Genomic DNA, 16,797 nt, shown 5'->3' with positions numbered 1-16,797 from the left:
GCGCGAGCTTTTGCAATGGGGAGAGAGGCATGGGCAAGCGAGTTCTTCTGATTGAAGATGAACCGAATATTATTGAGGCGATCAGTTTTATATTGTCCCGTGACGGGTGGGACGTGGCCACGCATTCCAATGGCCACGATGCGATGGAGGCTGTCCGGGTGCGCCATCCTGATGTCGTCATTTTGGATGTGATGCTTCCGGGGCGCAGTGGATACGATATCCTGAACGAAATCCGTGCTGACGCTGAAACACAAACGCTACCAGTCTTGATGCTGACGGCGCGCGGGCAAGTGAAAGACCGCGAAATGGCCGAGGAAGCCGGGGCAAGCATGTTTATGACCAAGCCCTTTTCCAACGCGGATGTGCTGAACGCGGTCAAAGAATTGGTGGCCTGATGCAGGGACCTCGGGCATCCATATTCTTGGAACGCCAGACTTACAGGCGTCGGCGACTGATCGATTGGATCAAATTTCTTCCCGTGCTCGGTTTTGTGCTTTGGATGATCCCGCTCCTTTGGGACACTGGCGGAGATGACACTGTCTCTACCGGGGCCGCGCTGATTTATATCTTTTTGATTTGGTTCCTGTTGGTCTTGGCGAGCTACGTCTCTGCGCGGTCGCTGAAGACGGCGTTAGACCGACGCGACCAAGCCATGTCTCAGGTGACAGATGAGCAGCCTTAACCTGCTGATTGCGGTCTGCCTGATTTATGTGGCGTTCCTTTTTGGAATTGCTTTCGCCGCCGAACGCGCGACGCTGCGCGGCAAGGCCACTTGGCTTAACCTGCCATTGGTCTACACGCTGTCGCTTTCGGTCTATTGCACAGCCTGGACGTTTTATGGCGCGGTCGGCTACGCGGCGCGCTCGGGCTTAGAATACTTAACGATCTATATCGGGCCATCGCTCGCGCTTTTTGGCTGGTGGTGGCTGTTGCGCAAAATGGTGCGCATCGGGCGCAGCCAAAGGATTACATCAATCGCTGACATGATTTCCTCTCGCTATGGCAAGTCAAATACGGTTGCCATTGGTGTCACCATCTTGGCCGTGATCGGGACGACGCCTTATATCGCGCTGCAACTGCAATCTGTCACCACAAGCTTCGCCGTCTTTTCCGGCGCGACCTCAGAACAAGGGCAGCTTTCGGCAACGGCACTTTGGGTCGCTGCGGGGCTTGCGTGCTTCACAATCCTGTTCGGTACCCGCAACCTTGACGCCAATGAGCGGCACTATGGTGTGGTCACCGCCATTGCAGTTGAGGCGATTGTAAAACTCTTTGCCTTGCTGGCTGTGGGTGTGTTTGTGGTTTGGGGGATCGCCGACGGCCCATCGGATATCCTTGCGCGGATTGAACAGTCAGAATTTGCCAATTGGGAAATCCAAGGCGGGCGCTGGGCAGGGCTGATCTTTCTGTCGGCGGCCGCAGTCTTGTGCCTGCCGCGCATGTTTCAAGTGATGGTGGTTGAGAACGAGAACGAAGACCATCTGCGCACCGCAAGCTGGGCCTTTCCGGCCTATCTGATGATTATGAGCCTTTTTGTCGTGCCCATTGCGGTTGTCGGGCTTGATCTCTTGCCGCAGGGGTCCAACCCTGACCTCTTCGTCCTGACCTTGCCATTGGCCACAGGCAATGAAGGCCTTGCCATGCTGAGTTTTCTGGGCGGCTTTAGTTCCGCGACGTCGATGGTGATTGTGGCGGCCATTGCGCTTTCGACCATGGTGTCAAACCACATCGTCATGCCGATCTGGCTTTCAGCGACGGGTGGTGCGCGTGCCAGCATATCGGGGGACGTGCGGGGTGTGGTTTTGCTGTCGCGGCGCGTGTCCATCGCAGTGGTATTGCTGTTGGGCTACGTCTATTACCGGCTCTCCGGCGGCGGCACGGCGCTGGCCTCGATTGGCCTGATTTCTTTCGCAGGGGTCGCGCAGTTCCTACCTGTACTTTTGGGCGGTATCTATTGGCGCGGGGCGACGCGGAATGGCGCGCTGGCGGGCCTAACTGTTGGCTTTGTGCTTTGGGCCTATTGCCTGCTGTTGCCCAGCTTTGGCGCGGATGTGCTGCTATCCAGCAACCTACTGGAAAACGGACCGTTGGGGATTGGATGGCTTAGGCCGCAATCTCTGTTTGGGATCAGTGGCATGGACCCATTAATTCATGCAATCTTTTGGTCAATTCTGCTGAACGCGCTGGCATTTTTCTTTGTGTCTCTCGTGACATTCCCGTCGCCGCTTGAGCGGCTGCAGGGTGCGCAATTTGTCAACATTTTCGAACATTCCTCACAGGCGCCAAGTTGGACAGGCGGCGTCGCCAAATCCGAAGACCTGATGATCATGGCGCAGCGCATTTTGGGCGCCCGCGAGGCGCAGGTGCTGTTTGCGGAACAGGCCAAAAAGCAGGGCGTGCAAGGCCTGCTGCCAGAACCCGATCCGGCTTTTCTGTTTGTTTTAGAGCGGGAACTCTCTGGCTCTGTTGGCGCCGCAACCGCCCATGCAATGATCGGTCAGATTGCAGGAGGCGCGTCGGTTTCGGTGCAGGACCTGATGGCGGTGGCAAACGAAACTGCGCAGATCATGGAGCATTCTAGCCAGCTTGAAGCCAAATCCGAAGAACTTGAACGCACCGCGCGCCAACTACGGCGTGCCAATGACAAGCTGCTGCGAGTCTCGGAACAGAAAGACGCCTTCCTAAGCCAAGTCAGTCACGAATTGCGCACGCCGATGACCTCGGTTCGGGCGTTCTCTGAAATCCTGCGGGACAGTGAAAAACTGACCGAAGCCGAGAAAAGCCGGTATGGCGGGATCATCCATGATGAGGCCGTGCGGCTGACGCGGCTTCTTGATGATCTGTTGGACCTTAACGTTCTGGAAAACGGGCAGGTCTCTCTAAATACGCAAACTGCCGAACTCTCGGCGGTGCTTTCATCCTCGGTCAAAACTGCGCTTAGTGGGGCGGAACAGCCGCTTGATGTCGCGTTGCCGGATACCGGACCGATCATGCTTGAAACAGATGTCGATCGGCTCAGCCAGGTGTTTATCAATGTGGTGCGCAACGCGCAGAAATACTGCGATGCCGCGGCCCCCAGCCTGGAGATTCTGGTGCACGATGATGACACGGAGCTGCTGATCGACTTCATTGATAATGGCAGCGGTATTCCCGAGGCGTCGCAAGACGTAATTTTTGACAAATTCGCGCGGGTCAATCCTCAACGCGCTGGCGGCGCGGGGCTGGGTTTGGCGATCTGTCGCGAAATCATGCACCGGCTTGGTGGCGACATATCTTATCTGCCGGGGCAGGGCGGCACGGCGTTTCGCGTCTCCGTCCCGCAACGTCGCAGGATGGCGGCTCAGTGATCTGAAAAAAACGATTTAGCGCTTTGCGAGCATTTCCAGCTGCGGGCGCAAGGCGTCGAGTTGATAGCCACCGCGCGCCGCCGCATCCAGTAGGTCATCAGCAGAGATATCCGCCGCATGGCCCAGCATCCACGCAACAGTCGACCGTGTGCCAGAGGCGCAATAGGCCAGCACCTTGCCGGCGCTGCTTTCTAGCGTTTCGCGTTGAAGCGACATGCGATCTTGCGTCATTGCATCATGGGTCAGCGGGTTGATCACGAAGTCCAGCCCTGCGTCTTTGACGGCGATGCCAATGACTTCGGCATGGTGCGACGGTGGGATTTCAACATCCGGCCGATTGCAGATCACGCAGGTGAAACCTGCTGCAACAATGGCTGGGATGTCCTCGACAGAGATCTGCGGGGACACCGAATAGCGGGGCGTGATTTCGCGAATATCCATTTGGCTTGCTTACTCTGCCGGAACCATCCTGTCTAGCGACTCTCGCACGCGCGGGGTCGCGATCATGCCGGTCAGCATGGCGGCCATAAAGATCCAAACCGGCCAGCCCCCATAGCTGAGAGAGGCAACCGCCGGTCCGGGACACAGCCCGGCCAAACCCCAGCCCATACCAAAAAGGGTCGAGCCAAGGATCAGGTTACGGCCAAGTTTCGGATCAGGCCGCGCCGGAAAGCTTCCGCCCAGCACGGGACGATGCCTTTCCGTATACCGCCATGCAAAGAACATCGGAATAATCGCGCCGCCCATTACGAAGGCCAGCGTCGGGTCCCATTGACCAAAGACGTCAAGCCAGCCTTGCACCTTGTCGGTTTCGGTCATCCCTGAAATGAACAGCCCCGCGCCGAAAAGCGCGCCCGCCAGTAGGGCAAACAGATCACGTTTCATCTTAGATCACTCCGAGAAGATGGCGGAAGAAGACAACAGTCAAACCGCCTGCAAGGATATAGAAAACTGTCGCCACAATACCGCGCAGATTAAAACGAGAAATGCCGCAGACGCCGTGACCTGACGTGCAGCCATTCGCAAGTCGCGTGCCGACTCCAACCAGCAGCCCCGCCGCGACCAAAACCAATATGTTGGTCGTTACGTGGGTGTCGATTTTTCCAGTGAAAACAGTGAGAAGTGCCGGCATCAGGAAGACGCCCGCCAAAAAGAACCCACGTTCCCGCGCGGTGCTTTTGCCAGAGCCATCCACCAGCCCGCCCAAAATGCCAGAGGCACCCATGATCCGGCCATTCACCAGCAGGTAGGTCGCAGCCGCGAGGCCGATGATACCCCCACCAATCAGCCCCATGATCCAGTCGATTTGCATGATCGTATCTTTCGTCAGAGTTTGTTGATCGGAACTTTCAAGAAGACGTCACCGTCTTTGTCTGGTTCCGGCATATTCCCAGCGCGCATATTCACCTGCAGAGAGGGGATAATCAGCTTGGGTTTGGACAGTGTCGCATCTCGGCTATCGCGCATGGCCACGAAATCTTCTTTCGACGCCCCCGCCCCGATATGCACATTGGCGGCTTTTTCTTCGGCCACGGTTGTTTCCCAAGCAAATTCGTCACGGCCCGGCGCTTTGTAGTCATGGCCGACGAAAATCCGGGTCTCATCGGGTAGGGAAAGGATCTTTTGGATGGAGCTATAAAGCATCTCCGACGAGCCACCCGGAAAATCACAGCGCGCCGTGCCAAAGTCGGGCATGAACAGCGTGTCACCGACAAATGCAGCATCGCCGATCACATAGGTCAGGCAGGCAGGCGTATGGCCCGGCGTGTGCAAAACGTCGGCGCGCATCTGCCCGATCATCAGGACATCGCCTTCGACAAACAGCTTGTCAAACTGGCTGCCGTCACGTTGAAATTCTGTGCCTTCGTTGAAAATCTTTCCAAAGGTGTCCTGAACAACCGTGATCCGGTCGCCAATCCCGATCAAGCCGCCGACCTGCTCTTGAATATAGGGTGCGGCAGAAAGGTGGTCGGCATGCACATGGGTTTCCAGAAGCCATTCAACAGTCAGACCTTTGTCTTTGACATAGGCAATGACCTCATCCGCGGATTTGGTGTCAGTGTGGCCAGAGGCGAAATCAAAGTCCAAAACGCTGTCTACGATCGCACAGGCGGACCCATTTGGGTCTTTGACAACATAGGACACGGTATTGGTTTGGTCGTCGAAAAATGCTGTGACTTCGGGTTTCATTTTGAACTCCTTCTTGAGTGACTACATATATAGATAATTGAATGTGTTCAAGGTCAGGATTTTGATTAAGGTCAAAGATTGATCATTACCTTCTCGATATTATGCAGAAAGTAAGATTCTTGCGCTTAAATTCTGCGCAAGTCTTGCGGTGAGACCAAGAATCGCGCTGTTATTCTGGGTATCAACATCAATTGAGTGAAATGCGTCGCTTGCGAAGGGCCATTCGCAAAACTGACGCAATTACAGAAGTAGACTGCGATAGGGAGGAATCGCTCTCTGGTTGAGATTGTGTTGAAAGAAGTCGAAGACACAGATGGGAGGAAACATGGACGTGAAAGAGCTGATCGAACGTGCGCAGGGTATTGCGACACATATCTCCGAAGCTTCGGGATCGGATCGCTTCCGGCTGCATGACCAATTGCACCGGACACTTGAGTTGATCAAACTCAAAGGGGGCAAAGTGCCCGGTAAGCTGCGTCGGCTTGACCTTGATTTGGTGGATGAGGCGCTGGAAGCGTCCTTTGACAACGTTCCGGTCTAACCGGACGGAACATCACTTCGAAGATTATGGTCTTCAATCGCGCGCCTTGGAAACGAGGCGCGTTTTTTAATGGCTCTATATTCTAGGTAGGGCGCAGGTCAGATCAGCTGAACGAAATGCCGACCATAACCACCATCAGCCCGATTACCGACAGAAATAGCGACCCAAGGTTCAAGGGCATCACTTTCTGAACCGCAGCCCGCAGATCATCGTCACCGAGACCCTGCTTTTTCAGCCGCGCTACCCGGATGATCGACAGGATCAACCCCGCCAGACCCACAAGCGAAATTGCGGTACCAATCCAAACCAGCCATTCCATGGTCATCATCCCTTTGCCAAATTGCCGCCTCGGGTACCGGAAACGCGCGTCAATCACAAGCCAGAATGGATTGCTGACTTGCGGCCTTTGCGGGTGCGCATTAGGGTGCGCGACTGAAGAAGACAGGAGTGAACATGTCCGATAACGTTGTTGAGGCAAGCTACCGCGTGACTGCAGATGAACTGCGCCAGTTCATCGAACGATTTGAGCGTCTGGAGCAGGAAAAGAAAGACATCATGGATCACCAGAAAGAGGTGATGGCCGAAGCCAAAGGCCGCGGCTATGACGTCAAGGTGATGCGCAAAATCATCGCATTGCGCAAACGCGACCAGAACGACATCGCCGAAGAAGAGGCGGTTCTGGAAATGTACAAAGAAGCGCTAGGCATGAGCTAAGCCCCGCAAGAACGCCCCGGCCTCGGCCGGGGTTTTTTGTTTTTGGGGGGTAAGGGGGCGCTTGCAGCGAATGACGGTATCCAGCCCAAAGTGTCGGGTGCAGCTTCGAAAACAAACGACCGCTTTCGTGGAACCAGCTTACCTGGCATCAGGTCGACTTGCGAACAAGCAAGACTGTCCCCGCCGGGTCACATGTCCAATGCGCATCAATGCCCTCCAGCGGCTCTAGACCATCCCGAATTGGGCTTCCTAAACTGGCAAGAGCGTCATCGAGATCGTCGGTGGTCAACTCGAGCCAAACATCAACCTGGCTTTGTGTCTCGACGCGATCCAATGCCAGATTGACCTCTCCAAAATCGAAAAAGATGGTCTCTCCCAGATCACGCTGAATCCTCAGGCCAACTCGGTCGCGATAGAACGCGACGGTTTCGTCCCATTTGTAGGCTGGGACCTTGATGGCAATGTTCAGGCCGGGATTGAGGACTGCCATTATATATCTCCTTCCAGTCCAAGATTCGATTGCGTCGCTCGTTGGCTTCATGCTGACTTTGTGCAAGCCCTTGCAGTAGTCGCATCCCCCCATACACGATCCAAAGCGGAAGTTGGAGGCCGCGCGTCAAACCTCCGCTCCGTCCGCATAGCGCTCAATACAACAGCATCAAGATATCCCGAAACTCGCATCTACAACCCGCGCAGCCATGTTGGCGTCGCCGGTCGAGGATTCATCAGTTTCCAAAACGCTTGCAGGGACGCGCAGGCGATAGTGCAAGCGGTTACTTTCAAGGACGCGTTCCGCGCTGCCCTGCAGCATCGTGGGAATAACTTTCGTCAGCAATGTAAAGCCGAAACTGGAGGCGGCTTGGGGGCTTTCAACGGAGCGGTTCGCAAATTCTTCCATCCACTCAATCACCAAGCTGCGCTCAGCGTCCGCTTGATCCCAGTGCCACTTAACGGCGACCTTGCCGTCGGCCCCGGACAGTGAGCCGTATTTCTGAGTATTCGTTGCCAACTCGTGGACGGCCAGACCCACTTGTTGTGCCGCTTCCGAATTTACGCGCAAGGGAGGTCCGTCGACAGTGATGCGATCTGCAAATGTCAAACGAAGTGGCTTGAGCTGGTTGTCGACGACGGTTCTAAGTTCAGCAGAGGCAGATGTTTCGCCCCCAATCACCGTTGCGGTTGCGCTGGCTAATGCGTCAATCCGCCCCAACAAGACTGATACATAATCTTGGATGTCACTTTGCCCACGGGCACTTTGTCTTGCAATGGAGCCGACCACCGCGAGAAGGTTTTTGCTGCGGTGCACGGCTTCGCGCGCCACGACAGCCATCTTGGCATGGGCTTCCTCTAGCTCTGCGGTGCGCTCTGCCACCTTGGCTTCAAGGGCATGTTTGATGTCACGGAGTTCGGCCTCGGACGCTTCATATTTCGCAATCTGGTCGCGCAGCTTTTCGTTCAGGTCCTCAAGCTCTCGATGGCTTGGGATGGCGACGAGTGTTGGAATAAGGCGAAACAAGACCAAGGCGGTCAGACCCGACACCAAACCAGTGGCGAGTTTCGTAAGTCCCACATAGGGGTAGATCGGCCACCAAAGGGTCACGATGCCTAGAAGATGGGTTAGACCGCAGAGCAGAATGAACCCTGCAAACAACAGGATAAGCTTGCGGTTCTGCAAATCTGGGCGTTGTTTGATCACGCTCAGGAGCGAAAATGGGATTGCGGTGTATGCCAAGAAAATCAGTGCATCAGAACCGGCCCAGAGAACAACGAGCCACGGCTGCCAGAGCAGGCACATTCCATGCGGCATGTACTGCCAAATATCGACGAAATTTTCCATATACCCACTTCATCAAGAGTGCTTTTCGCTCTCCACCTTAGGAGCGCGTGCACGAGTGAGCAACGATTGCGTTAGGGCAAAAAACTGAAAGTTTCGGGTTTTGACGTCTGTTTGAAGTTGGCGCGCTGCAAACAATCACCGCGCGTTCCATTTTCAGCGACTTAATGACTTTGGTAGATGGGTGAGCGTCGCTTGGACGCGTCTGATTTTGTTTGCCTTTTTTGCCGGTGCACCGGGCTGAGAGGCGCGAATGATCTTGCCAAGATCAGATTGCCAATACTGGACAGAGCTTTGTTCACGGCCCTACAAACGTCACTCCCGGAATGCGACGGATATCCTCTGCATCGTGATCGTAAAGCTCTGTCAACGCATCCACGTGCATCTCAGTCCAGCCTGGGATGTCGATGGCTTCTTCCAGCAGGTCTTCGCGGGCGAACTTTTCAAGGAAAGCGGTGACCACGCGCAGCTCTTGCTCCGGCGTGATATTGGGCCGGCCTTTCAGGTAATCGCGGAACCTTTTGTAGCCTTCAGGCATCATCAGTTCTTCGATGAGATCAAAGGCCCCATCAAAGTCAAAGCCGGCTTCAACCCCCGCCACGTCGCGCAGGATTTGGGGCCAGATCAGCGGCGTGTCCTCGTTGCACCAGACTGTTATGGGGAGGTTGGGGTAGATGTCGCGCAGGCGGGCAATGAAATCTGACCAGCGCAGCCGCATTGGGTCGCTGTGTTCAGTCAGGCTCTCCAGCGTTTCGCCCGGATGATCCTTGCAGAGGCTCTGCAGGTAGGTCGCCGGGTTGCAAATGGCGAAGTAAAGCTCCACGTCTGCCCCGTCAAAAAGCTGCAGGAAACTGTCCATCCGGTCGGGATAGCCCGGAAAGAACTGATCCTCGCGCACGCTCAGGCGCGGGACGCCAAAGAATGTATCCAGAGAAAAGACCAAGCGATCCGGCAGGGTGTCGCCTACGACGTCGGTGATGAACTCCTCGCGCAGCGCGTCATCGCCCGTGCCTTTGCGGAACTGATGCAGCACCGGGCGGAGGCTTTTGCGAAAGCTGGCCGGGCGGGGAATGCATGTGCCAACCTCTTGCAGGCGCTCGCGATTCTTGCCGAGGCACAGCTGTAGCCGGTTCTCATCCGTATAGGGGGCTCCGAAATGTAGGGCGACCTGCATATTTCTACGTTCTTTCTGCGTCTTTTGCCCACAATATAGCTTCGTTTCTGGACAGCGAAACCAGTTTCGGGCAACACGCCTTTATGGAAGAGATGACCGTCACCAGAAAACACGCTGCCAAGCGCCGGTTTGGGCTGGATCCGTGGTCCTTTGGTGCCGTGGTGATTGCGGGTGTGGTTTTGGTGCCCATCCTAGCAGTGGGTGTGCTTGCGCTGTTCCCGACGGAAAACATCTGGCCACATCTGATGGCCACCACCTTGCCGCGGTATCTGAAGACGACGCTGATCCTGATGCTCTCCGTTGGGCTATTGGCTGCAAGTGTCGGCACCGGGGCCGCGTGGCTGATTTCGCGCTATCGTTTTCCGCTCTCTCGCTGGTTGGAGTGGCTTTTGCTGCTGCCTTTGGCAATCCCCGCCTATGTCGGAGCCTATGCGCTTGTGGATTTCCTTGAATATGCAGGCCCCGTGCAAACCGGGTTGAGGTCGCTCTTTGGCTGGCAGACATCACGCGATTATTGGTTCCCGGAAATCCGATCCTTGGGCGCTGCAATCATTGTGCTGGCGGCCTCGATGTTTCCCTATGTCTACATCCTTGCGCGGGCTGCGTTCCGAGAGCAATCAGGCTCCGCCGAAGAGGTCGCGCGCTCCTTGGGGGCAGGGGCGATTGGCCGGTTCCTCCGGGTTGGTCTGCCGCTGGCGCGCCCGGCAATTGCAGCAGGCGCGGCCATTGTGATGATGGAAACGGTGAATGATTTTGGAACGGTAGACTATTTCGCGGTGCAAACGCTGACGACGGGCATCTTTAGTGTCTGGTTGGAAAGCCACAATGTTGGCGGCGCAGCGCAGATCGCATCGGTCATTTTGATCCTCGTGATCTTCCTTGTGACGCTGGAGAAGATCAGCCGCCGCAAGATCAAGTTTTTCAACCTGTCCTCGCGCCACCGCCCAGTGCAGCGCGTTCAGCTAAGAGGCACCGCAGGGGTCGCTGCCACGGTGGCCTGTTTGCTGCCCTTTGCAGTGGGGTTTGTATTGCCTGTTTCGGTGATCTTGAGCCATGCAATAGAGAACCCCGAAAGCTGGACCGACGACCGCCTGCTGCGCGCGTTGGGCAATACGGTTACGGTTGGCGGTATCGCGGCCAGCATTACGGTTTTGGCCGGGGTCTTCCTTGTCTATGGCGTACGCCTGTCTGGGCGGTCTCTGCCCAGGCTTCTCTTGCCATTGACAACCATTGGCTACGCGGCACCGGGGGCAGTTCTGGGTGTTGGCATCCTGATCCCGCTGGCGTTTTTGGATCACCGTCTGGCTGATATGATCGAGACCCTGACGGGCAACCCAACCGGCCTGCTTTTGACCGGGTCCGCCTTTGCGCTGATCTTGGCCTATTGCGTGCGCTTCTTTGCGATTGCGCAAGGGGCGGCGGACGCGGCGATGGGGCGTGTGTCGCCAAGTTTGGAAATGGCGGCTCGTTCGCTAGGGCGCACACGTGCGCAGACGCTGCGAGAGATTTACTTTCCGCTGATCCGAGGCTCCATCGGGTCCGCGCTTTTGCTGGTCTTTGTGGACTGCGTCAAAGAGCTGCCCGCCACCATGCTTCTGCGGCCCTTCAACTATGAAACCCTCGCAACACGAGTGCATGATCAGGCGAGCCTTGAAAACCTCGGCGATGCCAGCCCGGGCGCGGTGTTGATTGTGCTGGTCGGGCTGGTTGCGGTGGCGTTTTTGGCGCGGGCCAATCGGTAGCTTTAAGCGCTCAGCGCAAAATCCCAATAAAGATCACGCGCGCGCTTGGTGACAGGGCCGGTGCCCAGTTGCCGTTCTTGGAACGTTTCGACCGGCATCACTTTGGCGATATTGCCGGTGCAGAACATCTCATCCGCGGTCTCGAAATCGGCCACGGTCATCTTGACCTCCTGCACCTCAATCCCGTCTGCACGCAAAAGGCCGATCACCCGCTGACGGGTCAGACCATTCAGGAAGCAGCCGTTTGGCACCGGGGTAAACACGACGCCGTCTTTCACAGTAAAGACATTGGTCGAGGCGGTTTCGGCAACATTGCCGTCAATGTCGAGGGACAGCGCGTTGGAGAATCCACGCGCGCGCGCCCAAGCCATGATGCGGCCATTGTTAGCATAAAGCGAACCTGCCTTGGCTTCGGTCAGCGCCATGTCCTGCCTTGGCCGGCAATAAGGGGCCACGGTCAGAGAGAACCCTTCCGGTTTTGGCATCGGCAGAGTTTCGATACAGACGGAAAAGGCGGTGGAGTCCGGGTCGATATCAATGATGCCCGGCGTACTTTCGGTCGCCCACATCATGGGGCGGATATAAAGCTCTGCATCATCGGCGTATGTCGCCACGCCTTCGCGCACGATCTCGACAATGTCGTCCCCGGCGATTTTTGGCACCATGCCCATTGCTTCGGCAGAGCGCAGCAAGCGATGACAGTGACCCTCAAGATCAGGCATCACGCCCTGAAACTTGCGCGCGCCGTCAAAAACCTGAGAGCCAAGCCAAGCAACATGGTCCGCCGCGCGGATGACCGGCAGGTTGCCGTCGTGCCATGTGCCGTCAAAATAGGTCCGAATATTGTCACTCAGCGCCATGTTTCCCTCCGAATATGCCCAGTGTCGTTGCAAGCGTTTCCTCATGCTTATCGGCAGGATCAAAGGGGCCGCAAGGCAAGAATTTCTGATGTAACTTTCTTACGGAAAGGTCTGGCAATCTTTGTGAAACTTGCGGTTTTAAGGGCTTGCTCGCAATGAAGTCGGAGATTTGTGGGTGGCCAAAAAATTCTCTGCAGAAGCCCATGGAATTCCGGCGTGACCCGTTTAGGTTGGGACTCAGCAAACACCACCTTTTTGCGAATAGGATTTGGTATGGGGATTCTTGTGGTGATCAAACATGCCGAGATCGGCAGGCTGCACCGGCGCATGTCGGGGCTTTCTACGGTGCTTTCCGTGGCTCTTATATTGTGCGCCATGAGCGCGCGGGCGGAGGCCACGAAGGTTTATGTCTTTGGCAACAGTCTGATCCACCATGAGAGCGCAAGCGAGGGCACTTCGGTGCCGCACTGGCTTGGCTATCTTAGTCAAAGACAAAATACCCCGCTGGAATTGGATGGAGAGTGGGGGTTTCTCAGGAATTTTGCCGAAGATCGTCCACCCGCGCCAAATTGGGCTTTTGAAACGCTGTCCTCTGCGTGGAGCCGCCAATACCGGACGTTTCAGGATGTCGGCTATGACGCGGTGATCATCAATCCTGCGAATTTCATCCAATATCAGGGCCCAGACCGGCCCTATGACGGCGAAAACCCAGACCGTGCGACGCCGCTGTTAGCGGCTGTCAAAACACTCAGCAAGCCGGGCATGCCGCAGCGCGTGATCGTTTATGAAGGTTGGGCAGAGATGGCCCCCTTTGGCCGGTCGTTCCCGCCCAAAGCACGAGAGCTGCGCAAATATCACGCCTTCAACACCGAAGACTACCACGATTGGTACGTTGACTTTGCCGACGCCCTGCAGGCCGAACTGCCAGATCAAGAAATCCACTTGTTACCCGTGGCGCGCATCTTGTCGCGCGGCTTTTTAGAAACCGGACTGAGCGACATCCCGGTCGAGGCACTTTATTCCGATGATGCGCCCCATGGCACCGATACGCTTTACTTCCTAGCGGCAATCCCGGTCTATGCTGCGCTTTTTGACAGGTTACCGACTGCGGCTGACGTGCCTGAGGGACTGCATCCTTCGGTCAGAACGCATTTCGGCGATTTCCTTGATATCGTCCGCAGCGAAATGCCAATCAAAGAAACAGCGGTCCGACCCTCTCCCGATGCCCCCTTTCAGCAGGGGCGGCCCCCAGCCTTGGGCTATGGGCTGAACGGGATTGCAGATTGGTCGACGCAGGTGCCCTTTGTTGACCACATGAAGTCTGCACGCACTTGGATCGGGCACTTACCCGGTCAGTTTGGTGGCTGGGATGAGGCCGACCTGAACGCCGCTGGCGCGCTTGATCCATACGGATGGCCAACCCGCATCCCGGATGCGTTGGATAGGATCGAGACCTTCATGCTCACCGATTTTCCCCCCGAAGCCTCGCAACACGCGGGGCTTTATCGTTTGCGCTATGATGGCACTGGGCAAGTTGATCTGTCAGGGCCGCTGCGGGTGCGTCGCTACGGCGATGGTGAGGTCTGGTTTCATTTCACCCCCGGAGATGGCGGTATTGGGGTCAGTATCTCGGAAACTGATCCCGACCAATCTGGTGACTACATCCGCAACATCTCTGTCGTGCACGAGGATCAGATCCCGCTTTACGAGGCAGGGCTGCAGTTCAACCCGGAATGGACCCGCCTGATTGAACCTGTCCGGCTGGTGCGATTCATGGATTGGATGCAGACCAACGGCTCAGCGATCTCGGACTGGCAGGCTCGACCCGTTGTGACGGACTATAGCTACACCCGCCGTGGCGTGCCGCTTGAGGTCATGGTGGACCTTGCTAATCAGATCGGGGCGGACCCGTGGTTCACCCTCCCGCATCTGGCAAATGACGCCTATGTCGACGCATTCGCGCGCTATGTCCACGCGCAGCTTCGGCCAGACCTGACCGCGCATGTGGAATATTCAAACGAAGTCTGGAACTACCTTTTCCCGCAAGCCCCATGGGCAGGCGAACAGGCCCGTGCCCGGTGGGGCGAAACCGTTGGTGACGACGGTTGGATGCAGTTCTATGGCTATCGCGCCGCACAGGTCGCCGCGCATTGGAAGGCGATTTTTGCGGATCAACCGGACCGCCTGAAAACAATCATCACAACCCATACCGATTGGCCGGGGTTGGAGGGCGCGATTTTCGAAGGTGCAGCAAGGGCAGGGCAGACAGACCTGCACGCGCCTTCCGACCTCTTTGATGCCTACGCCGTGACGGGATATTTCGGTTATGAGTTGATGAATGAGGACACGGCACCAGCCCTTGTTCAGCGGCTTGGGGACATCGGCTGGCCGAATGCCACGGAGGCCGACAAAACTGCACTCATGGACCAATTGGCCGACGATCTTCGACGTGACAGCCTAAAGCCTCTGGTGACAGAGACCTGGCCTTACCACGCCGAGGTCGCCGCGCGGCACAATCTTGATCTGATCATGTACGAAGGTGGCACCCATGTCGTGGCACATGGCGACTGGAACACTACGGCAGAGCTGACCGACTTTCTGATTGCGTTGAATTACTCTGCGCAGATGGCCGAGCTTTACCAAGAGCTTCTAATTGGCTGGCAAAAGGCCGGCGGTACGGTCTTCAACGCTTTCGTCGACGTCGCCAAACCCTCGCAATGGGGGAGTTGGGGCACGCGGCGGCACATTGGAGATGAGACGCATCGGTTTGACATTCTGTCTGCTTACAATCTGGCTGGCTCTCACTGGGACGACCTGCGCGCGGCGGAGGATTTCGCGGCAGGCGTTTGGCACGCTGGAACGGAACAGGCAGAAGTCATCCTTGGGACCCAGTATCCTGATTTACTCCTCGGCGAAGAGGGTGATGATGAATTCCACCCCATGCATGGCAAAGACCACATTCATGGCGGGGAAGGAAACGATCATGTCGTGCTGGAGGGGATGCTCGAACACTACCGGTTTCATGGCAAAGACGGACGATTGATCGCAAAGTCTGCAACCTCTGAGGTGCATCTTTTTGCTGTCGAAACCCTGTCGTTTTCGGCGACACCGGGCTTGATTATTTCGACCTCAGATCTCTTTTGAGATGGTCAGATCAAGCCCTTCACGGGCTATCAATTCTGCACCGCGACGGCAGTCAAACTTCGCCAATACGCGTTGACGCCCTGCTTGACCCAGTCGCACGGCGTCCTCTGGCGACGTGGCCAGCAATTGGATCGCCGCGGCCAGAGCTTTTGGGGTTTGTGGGTCGGTCAATAGCCCGTCCAACCCATGCCGGATCAATTCCGGCACGCCGCCCGCATTGGTGCCAATGGTCGGCACCTCACACGCCATCGCTTCCATATAGGCAACGCCAAGCGGTTCATGCCACGAGGCCAGCACAAACAGATGGGCCTCTAGCAAATGCCGGCGGACCTCTTCAGCGCTGATCGCGCCCAATAGGGTGACCGCGTTTTCCAGTTTCAGTTCCGAAATTTTGTCATTCAGAACATGGTGATATCCGCTGCCACCGTCATCATCTTCGCCCGCAATTGTCAGATGCACATCAAGGCCACGGTCCCGCAGGAGTTTGACCGCATCAATCAGATCTTGATGGCCTTTGACGATATTCAATCGACCGCAGGAAAACAACTTGAGTTGTTGGGCTCCGGTGTAAGGCTGATAGGGTGCGTTTCGCTGCAGATCCTGCAAATCGACGCCCATGGGCTGTACAAACACGCGCTTTGGCATATCTGGCCCAAGCTGGCTGGGCAGTTCCGCCTTTAGCTTCTCGGTAATGACAGTGGCAAACTTTGCGTGCCGCCATTTCAAACGCTGTCCGCTGCCATAATCCGACATTGGCCCGTGCAGCGTCAGGCTGTAGCTTGGCCCGCCCATTTGTTGCGCCAAAACAGCCACCAGCGCGGCACGTCCGCAGGAATGCACATGCACATGCGAAATGCCCTGAACAGCGCAGCTTTCTTTTAGATATTTCGCTGCCGCTGTGATCATCGCGAGGTCGCGCCCCAGCGTCTTGCCCTCGCGCAGAACATCTTTTGCGTAAACCGTCGGGGACACGCTGAAAGCGGTCTGCGCGGCTGCCAAGGGATCGATATTGGCCAGATAGGTTGTCCGCGCCATCGCTTCGTCAGACCACTGATGGGAAATCAACCCCACCGCAGGGCGGCGCGTGCTGAACAGGGCGACCGAGATCCCCATACGTTCCAAGGCGCGGATTTCACGCCAAAAGAAGATATGTGTTTGGCCGGGAAACTCCGGGATCAAATACCCAATTTTAGGCAAAGCTGTCACGGTCGCCGCTCGATTGTCGTTTTTTACTGGTTACGCGATGGACGC

The 16,797-nt window shown here is 56.5% G+C and carries 17 protein-coding genes; 7 read left to right on the top strand and 10 right to left on the bottom strand.

What is annotated here, in order from left to right; genetic code table 11:
- The first annotated feature begins 29 nt into the window (after positions 1-29).
- From BUA39_RS12670 to BUA39_RS12660, 3 genes are read left to right on the top strand one after another with little or no spacing between them, the layout of a single operon-like run.
- Positions 30-395, top strand: coding sequence for a response regulator transcription factor (locus BUA39_RS12670; RefSeq protein WP_072793583.1), 366 nt, complete (start codon positions 30-32; stop codon positions 393-395).
- Positions 395-682, top strand: coding sequence for a hypothetical protein (locus tag BUA39_RS12665; protein WP_072793582.1), 288 nt, complete (start codon positions 395-397; stop codon positions 680-682). Before BUA39_RS12670 ends, BUA39_RS12665 begins: the two co-directional genes overlap by 1 nt.
- A complete protein-coding gene (locus tag BUA39_RS12660; protein ID WP_072793581.1) occupies positions 669-3,347 on the top strand; it encodes an ATP-binding protein in 2,679 nt (892 codons plus the stop codon). Before BUA39_RS12665 ends, BUA39_RS12660 begins: the two co-directional genes overlap by 14 nt.
- Before the next feature lie 15 nt (positions 3,348-3,362).
- On the opposite strand, the gene BUA39_RS12655 is transcribed toward BUA39_RS12660, so the two are convergent.
- From BUA39_RS12655 to BUA39_RS12640, 4 genes are read right to left on the bottom strand one after another with little or no spacing between them, the layout of a single operon-like run.
- Positions 3,363-3,788 carry a protein tyrosine phosphatase family protein gene (locus BUA39_RS12655; RefSeq protein ID WP_072793580.1) on the bottom strand — a complete coding sequence of 142 codons (426 nt, stop codon included), beginning with the start codon at positions 3,786-3,788 and terminating at the stop codon, positions 3,363-3,365.
- Between the two features lie 9 nt (positions 3,789-3,797).
- Positions 3,798-4,232 (bottom strand): DUF6691 family protein, encoded by a 435-nt coding sequence (locus BUA39_RS12650; protein ID WP_072793579.1) that lies wholly within the window; start codon positions 4,230-4,232, stop codon positions 3,798-3,800.
- Between the two features lies 1 nt (position 4,233).
- A complete protein-coding gene (locus BUA39_RS12645) occupies positions 4,234-4,659 on the bottom strand; it encodes a YeeE/YedE family protein (protein WP_072793578.1) in 426 nt (141 codons plus the stop codon).
- Positions 4,660-4,673: 14 nt separating this feature from the next.
- Entirely contained in the window at positions 4,674-5,537 is an 864-nt protein-coding gene (locus tag BUA39_RS12640) for an MBL fold metallo-hydrolase (protein WP_072793577.1), read from the bottom strand.
- A 325-nt stretch (positions 5,538-5,862) separates the two neighbouring features.
- On the opposite strand from BUA39_RS12640, the gene BUA39_RS12635 reads away from it, so the two are divergent.
- Entirely contained in the window at positions 5,863-6,078 is a 216-nt protein-coding gene (locus BUA39_RS12635) for a hypothetical protein (protein WP_072793576.1), read from the top strand.
- Positions 6,079-6,181: 103 nt separating this feature from the next.
- Here BUA39_RS12635 and BUA39_RS12630 read toward each other — a convergent pair whose 3' ends face one another.
- Positions 6,182-6,397 (bottom strand): hypothetical protein, encoded by a 216-nt coding sequence (locus BUA39_RS12630; RefSeq protein ID WP_072793735.1) that lies wholly within the window; start codon positions 6,395-6,397, stop codon positions 6,182-6,184.
- A 134-nt stretch (positions 6,398-6,531) separates the two neighbouring features.
- On the opposite strand from BUA39_RS12630, the gene BUA39_RS12625 reads away from it, so the two are divergent.
- A complete protein-coding gene (locus BUA39_RS12625; protein WP_207546230.1) occupies positions 6,532-6,792 on the top strand; it encodes a DUF2312 domain-containing protein in 261 nt (86 codons plus the stop codon).
- Positions 6,793-6,940: 148 nt separating this feature from the next.
- On the opposite strand, the gene BUA39_RS12620 is transcribed toward BUA39_RS12625, so the two are convergent.
- From BUA39_RS12620 to BUA39_RS12610, 3 genes are all read right to left on the bottom strand, one after another.
- Positions 6,941-7,282, bottom strand: a complete 342-nt coding sequence (locus BUA39_RS12620; protein ID WP_072793574.1) for a VOC family protein — start codon at positions 7,280-7,282, stop codon at positions 6,941-6,943.
- 168 nt (positions 7,283-7,450) lie between these two features.
- The gene (locus BUA39_RS12615) at positions 7,451-8,629 is read right to left on the bottom strand and encodes an HWE histidine kinase domain-containing protein (protein WP_072793573.1); all 1,179 of its coding nucleotides are present in this window, start codon (positions 8,627-8,629) and stop codon (positions 7,451-7,453) included.
- A 295-nt stretch (positions 8,630-8,924) separates the two neighbouring features.
- A complete protein-coding gene (locus BUA39_RS12610) occupies positions 8,925-9,800 on the bottom strand; it encodes a hypothetical protein (RefSeq protein ID WP_072793572.1) in 876 nt (291 codons plus the stop codon).
- A gap of 83 nt (positions 9,801-9,883) precedes the next feature.
- Here BUA39_RS12610 and BUA39_RS12605 point away from each other — a divergent pair, with 83 nt between their 5' ends.
- On the top strand, positions 9,884-11,542 hold the full coding sequence (locus tag BUA39_RS12605) for an ABC transporter permease (RefSeq protein WP_423219944.1): 1,659 nt from the start codon (positions 9,884-9,886) through the stop codon (positions 11,540-11,542).
- Between the two features lie 2 nt (positions 11,543-11,544).
- On the opposite strand, the gene BUA39_RS12600 is transcribed toward BUA39_RS12605, so the two are convergent.
- Positions 11,545-12,402, bottom strand: a complete 858-nt coding sequence (locus tag BUA39_RS12600; protein ID WP_072793571.1) for a branched-chain amino acid aminotransferase — start codon at positions 12,400-12,402, stop codon at positions 11,545-11,547.
- Positions 12,403-12,675: 273 nt separating this feature from the next.
- Between BUA39_RS12600 and BUA39_RS12595 the strand changes: the two genes are divergently transcribed.
- Complete coding sequence (locus BUA39_RS12595; RefSeq protein ID WP_110721854.1) at positions 12,676-15,546, top strand: calcium-binding protein; 2,871 nt, start codon at positions 12,676-12,678, stop codon at positions 15,544-15,546.
- Here the strand turns inward: BUA39_RS12595 and epsE are convergent.
- Positions 15,532-16,752: an exopolysaccharide biosynthesis GT4 family glycosyltransferase EpsE gene (epsE, locus tag BUA39_RS12590; protein ID WP_242648599.1), complete on the bottom strand. Its 1,221-nt coding sequence runs from the start codon at positions 16,750-16,752 to the stop codon at positions 15,532-15,534. The genes BUA39_RS12595 and epsE overlap by 15 nt on opposite strands.
- Between the last annotated feature and the right edge of the window lie 45 nt (positions 16,753-16,797).

This window comes from Cognatishimia maritima (assembly GCF_900129685.1).
GTDB lineage: Bacteria > Pseudomonadota > Alphaproteobacteria > Rhodobacterales > Rhodobacteraceae > Cognatishimia > Cognatishimia maritima.
This window is presented reverse-complemented; position numbering and strand designations above follow the sequence as displayed.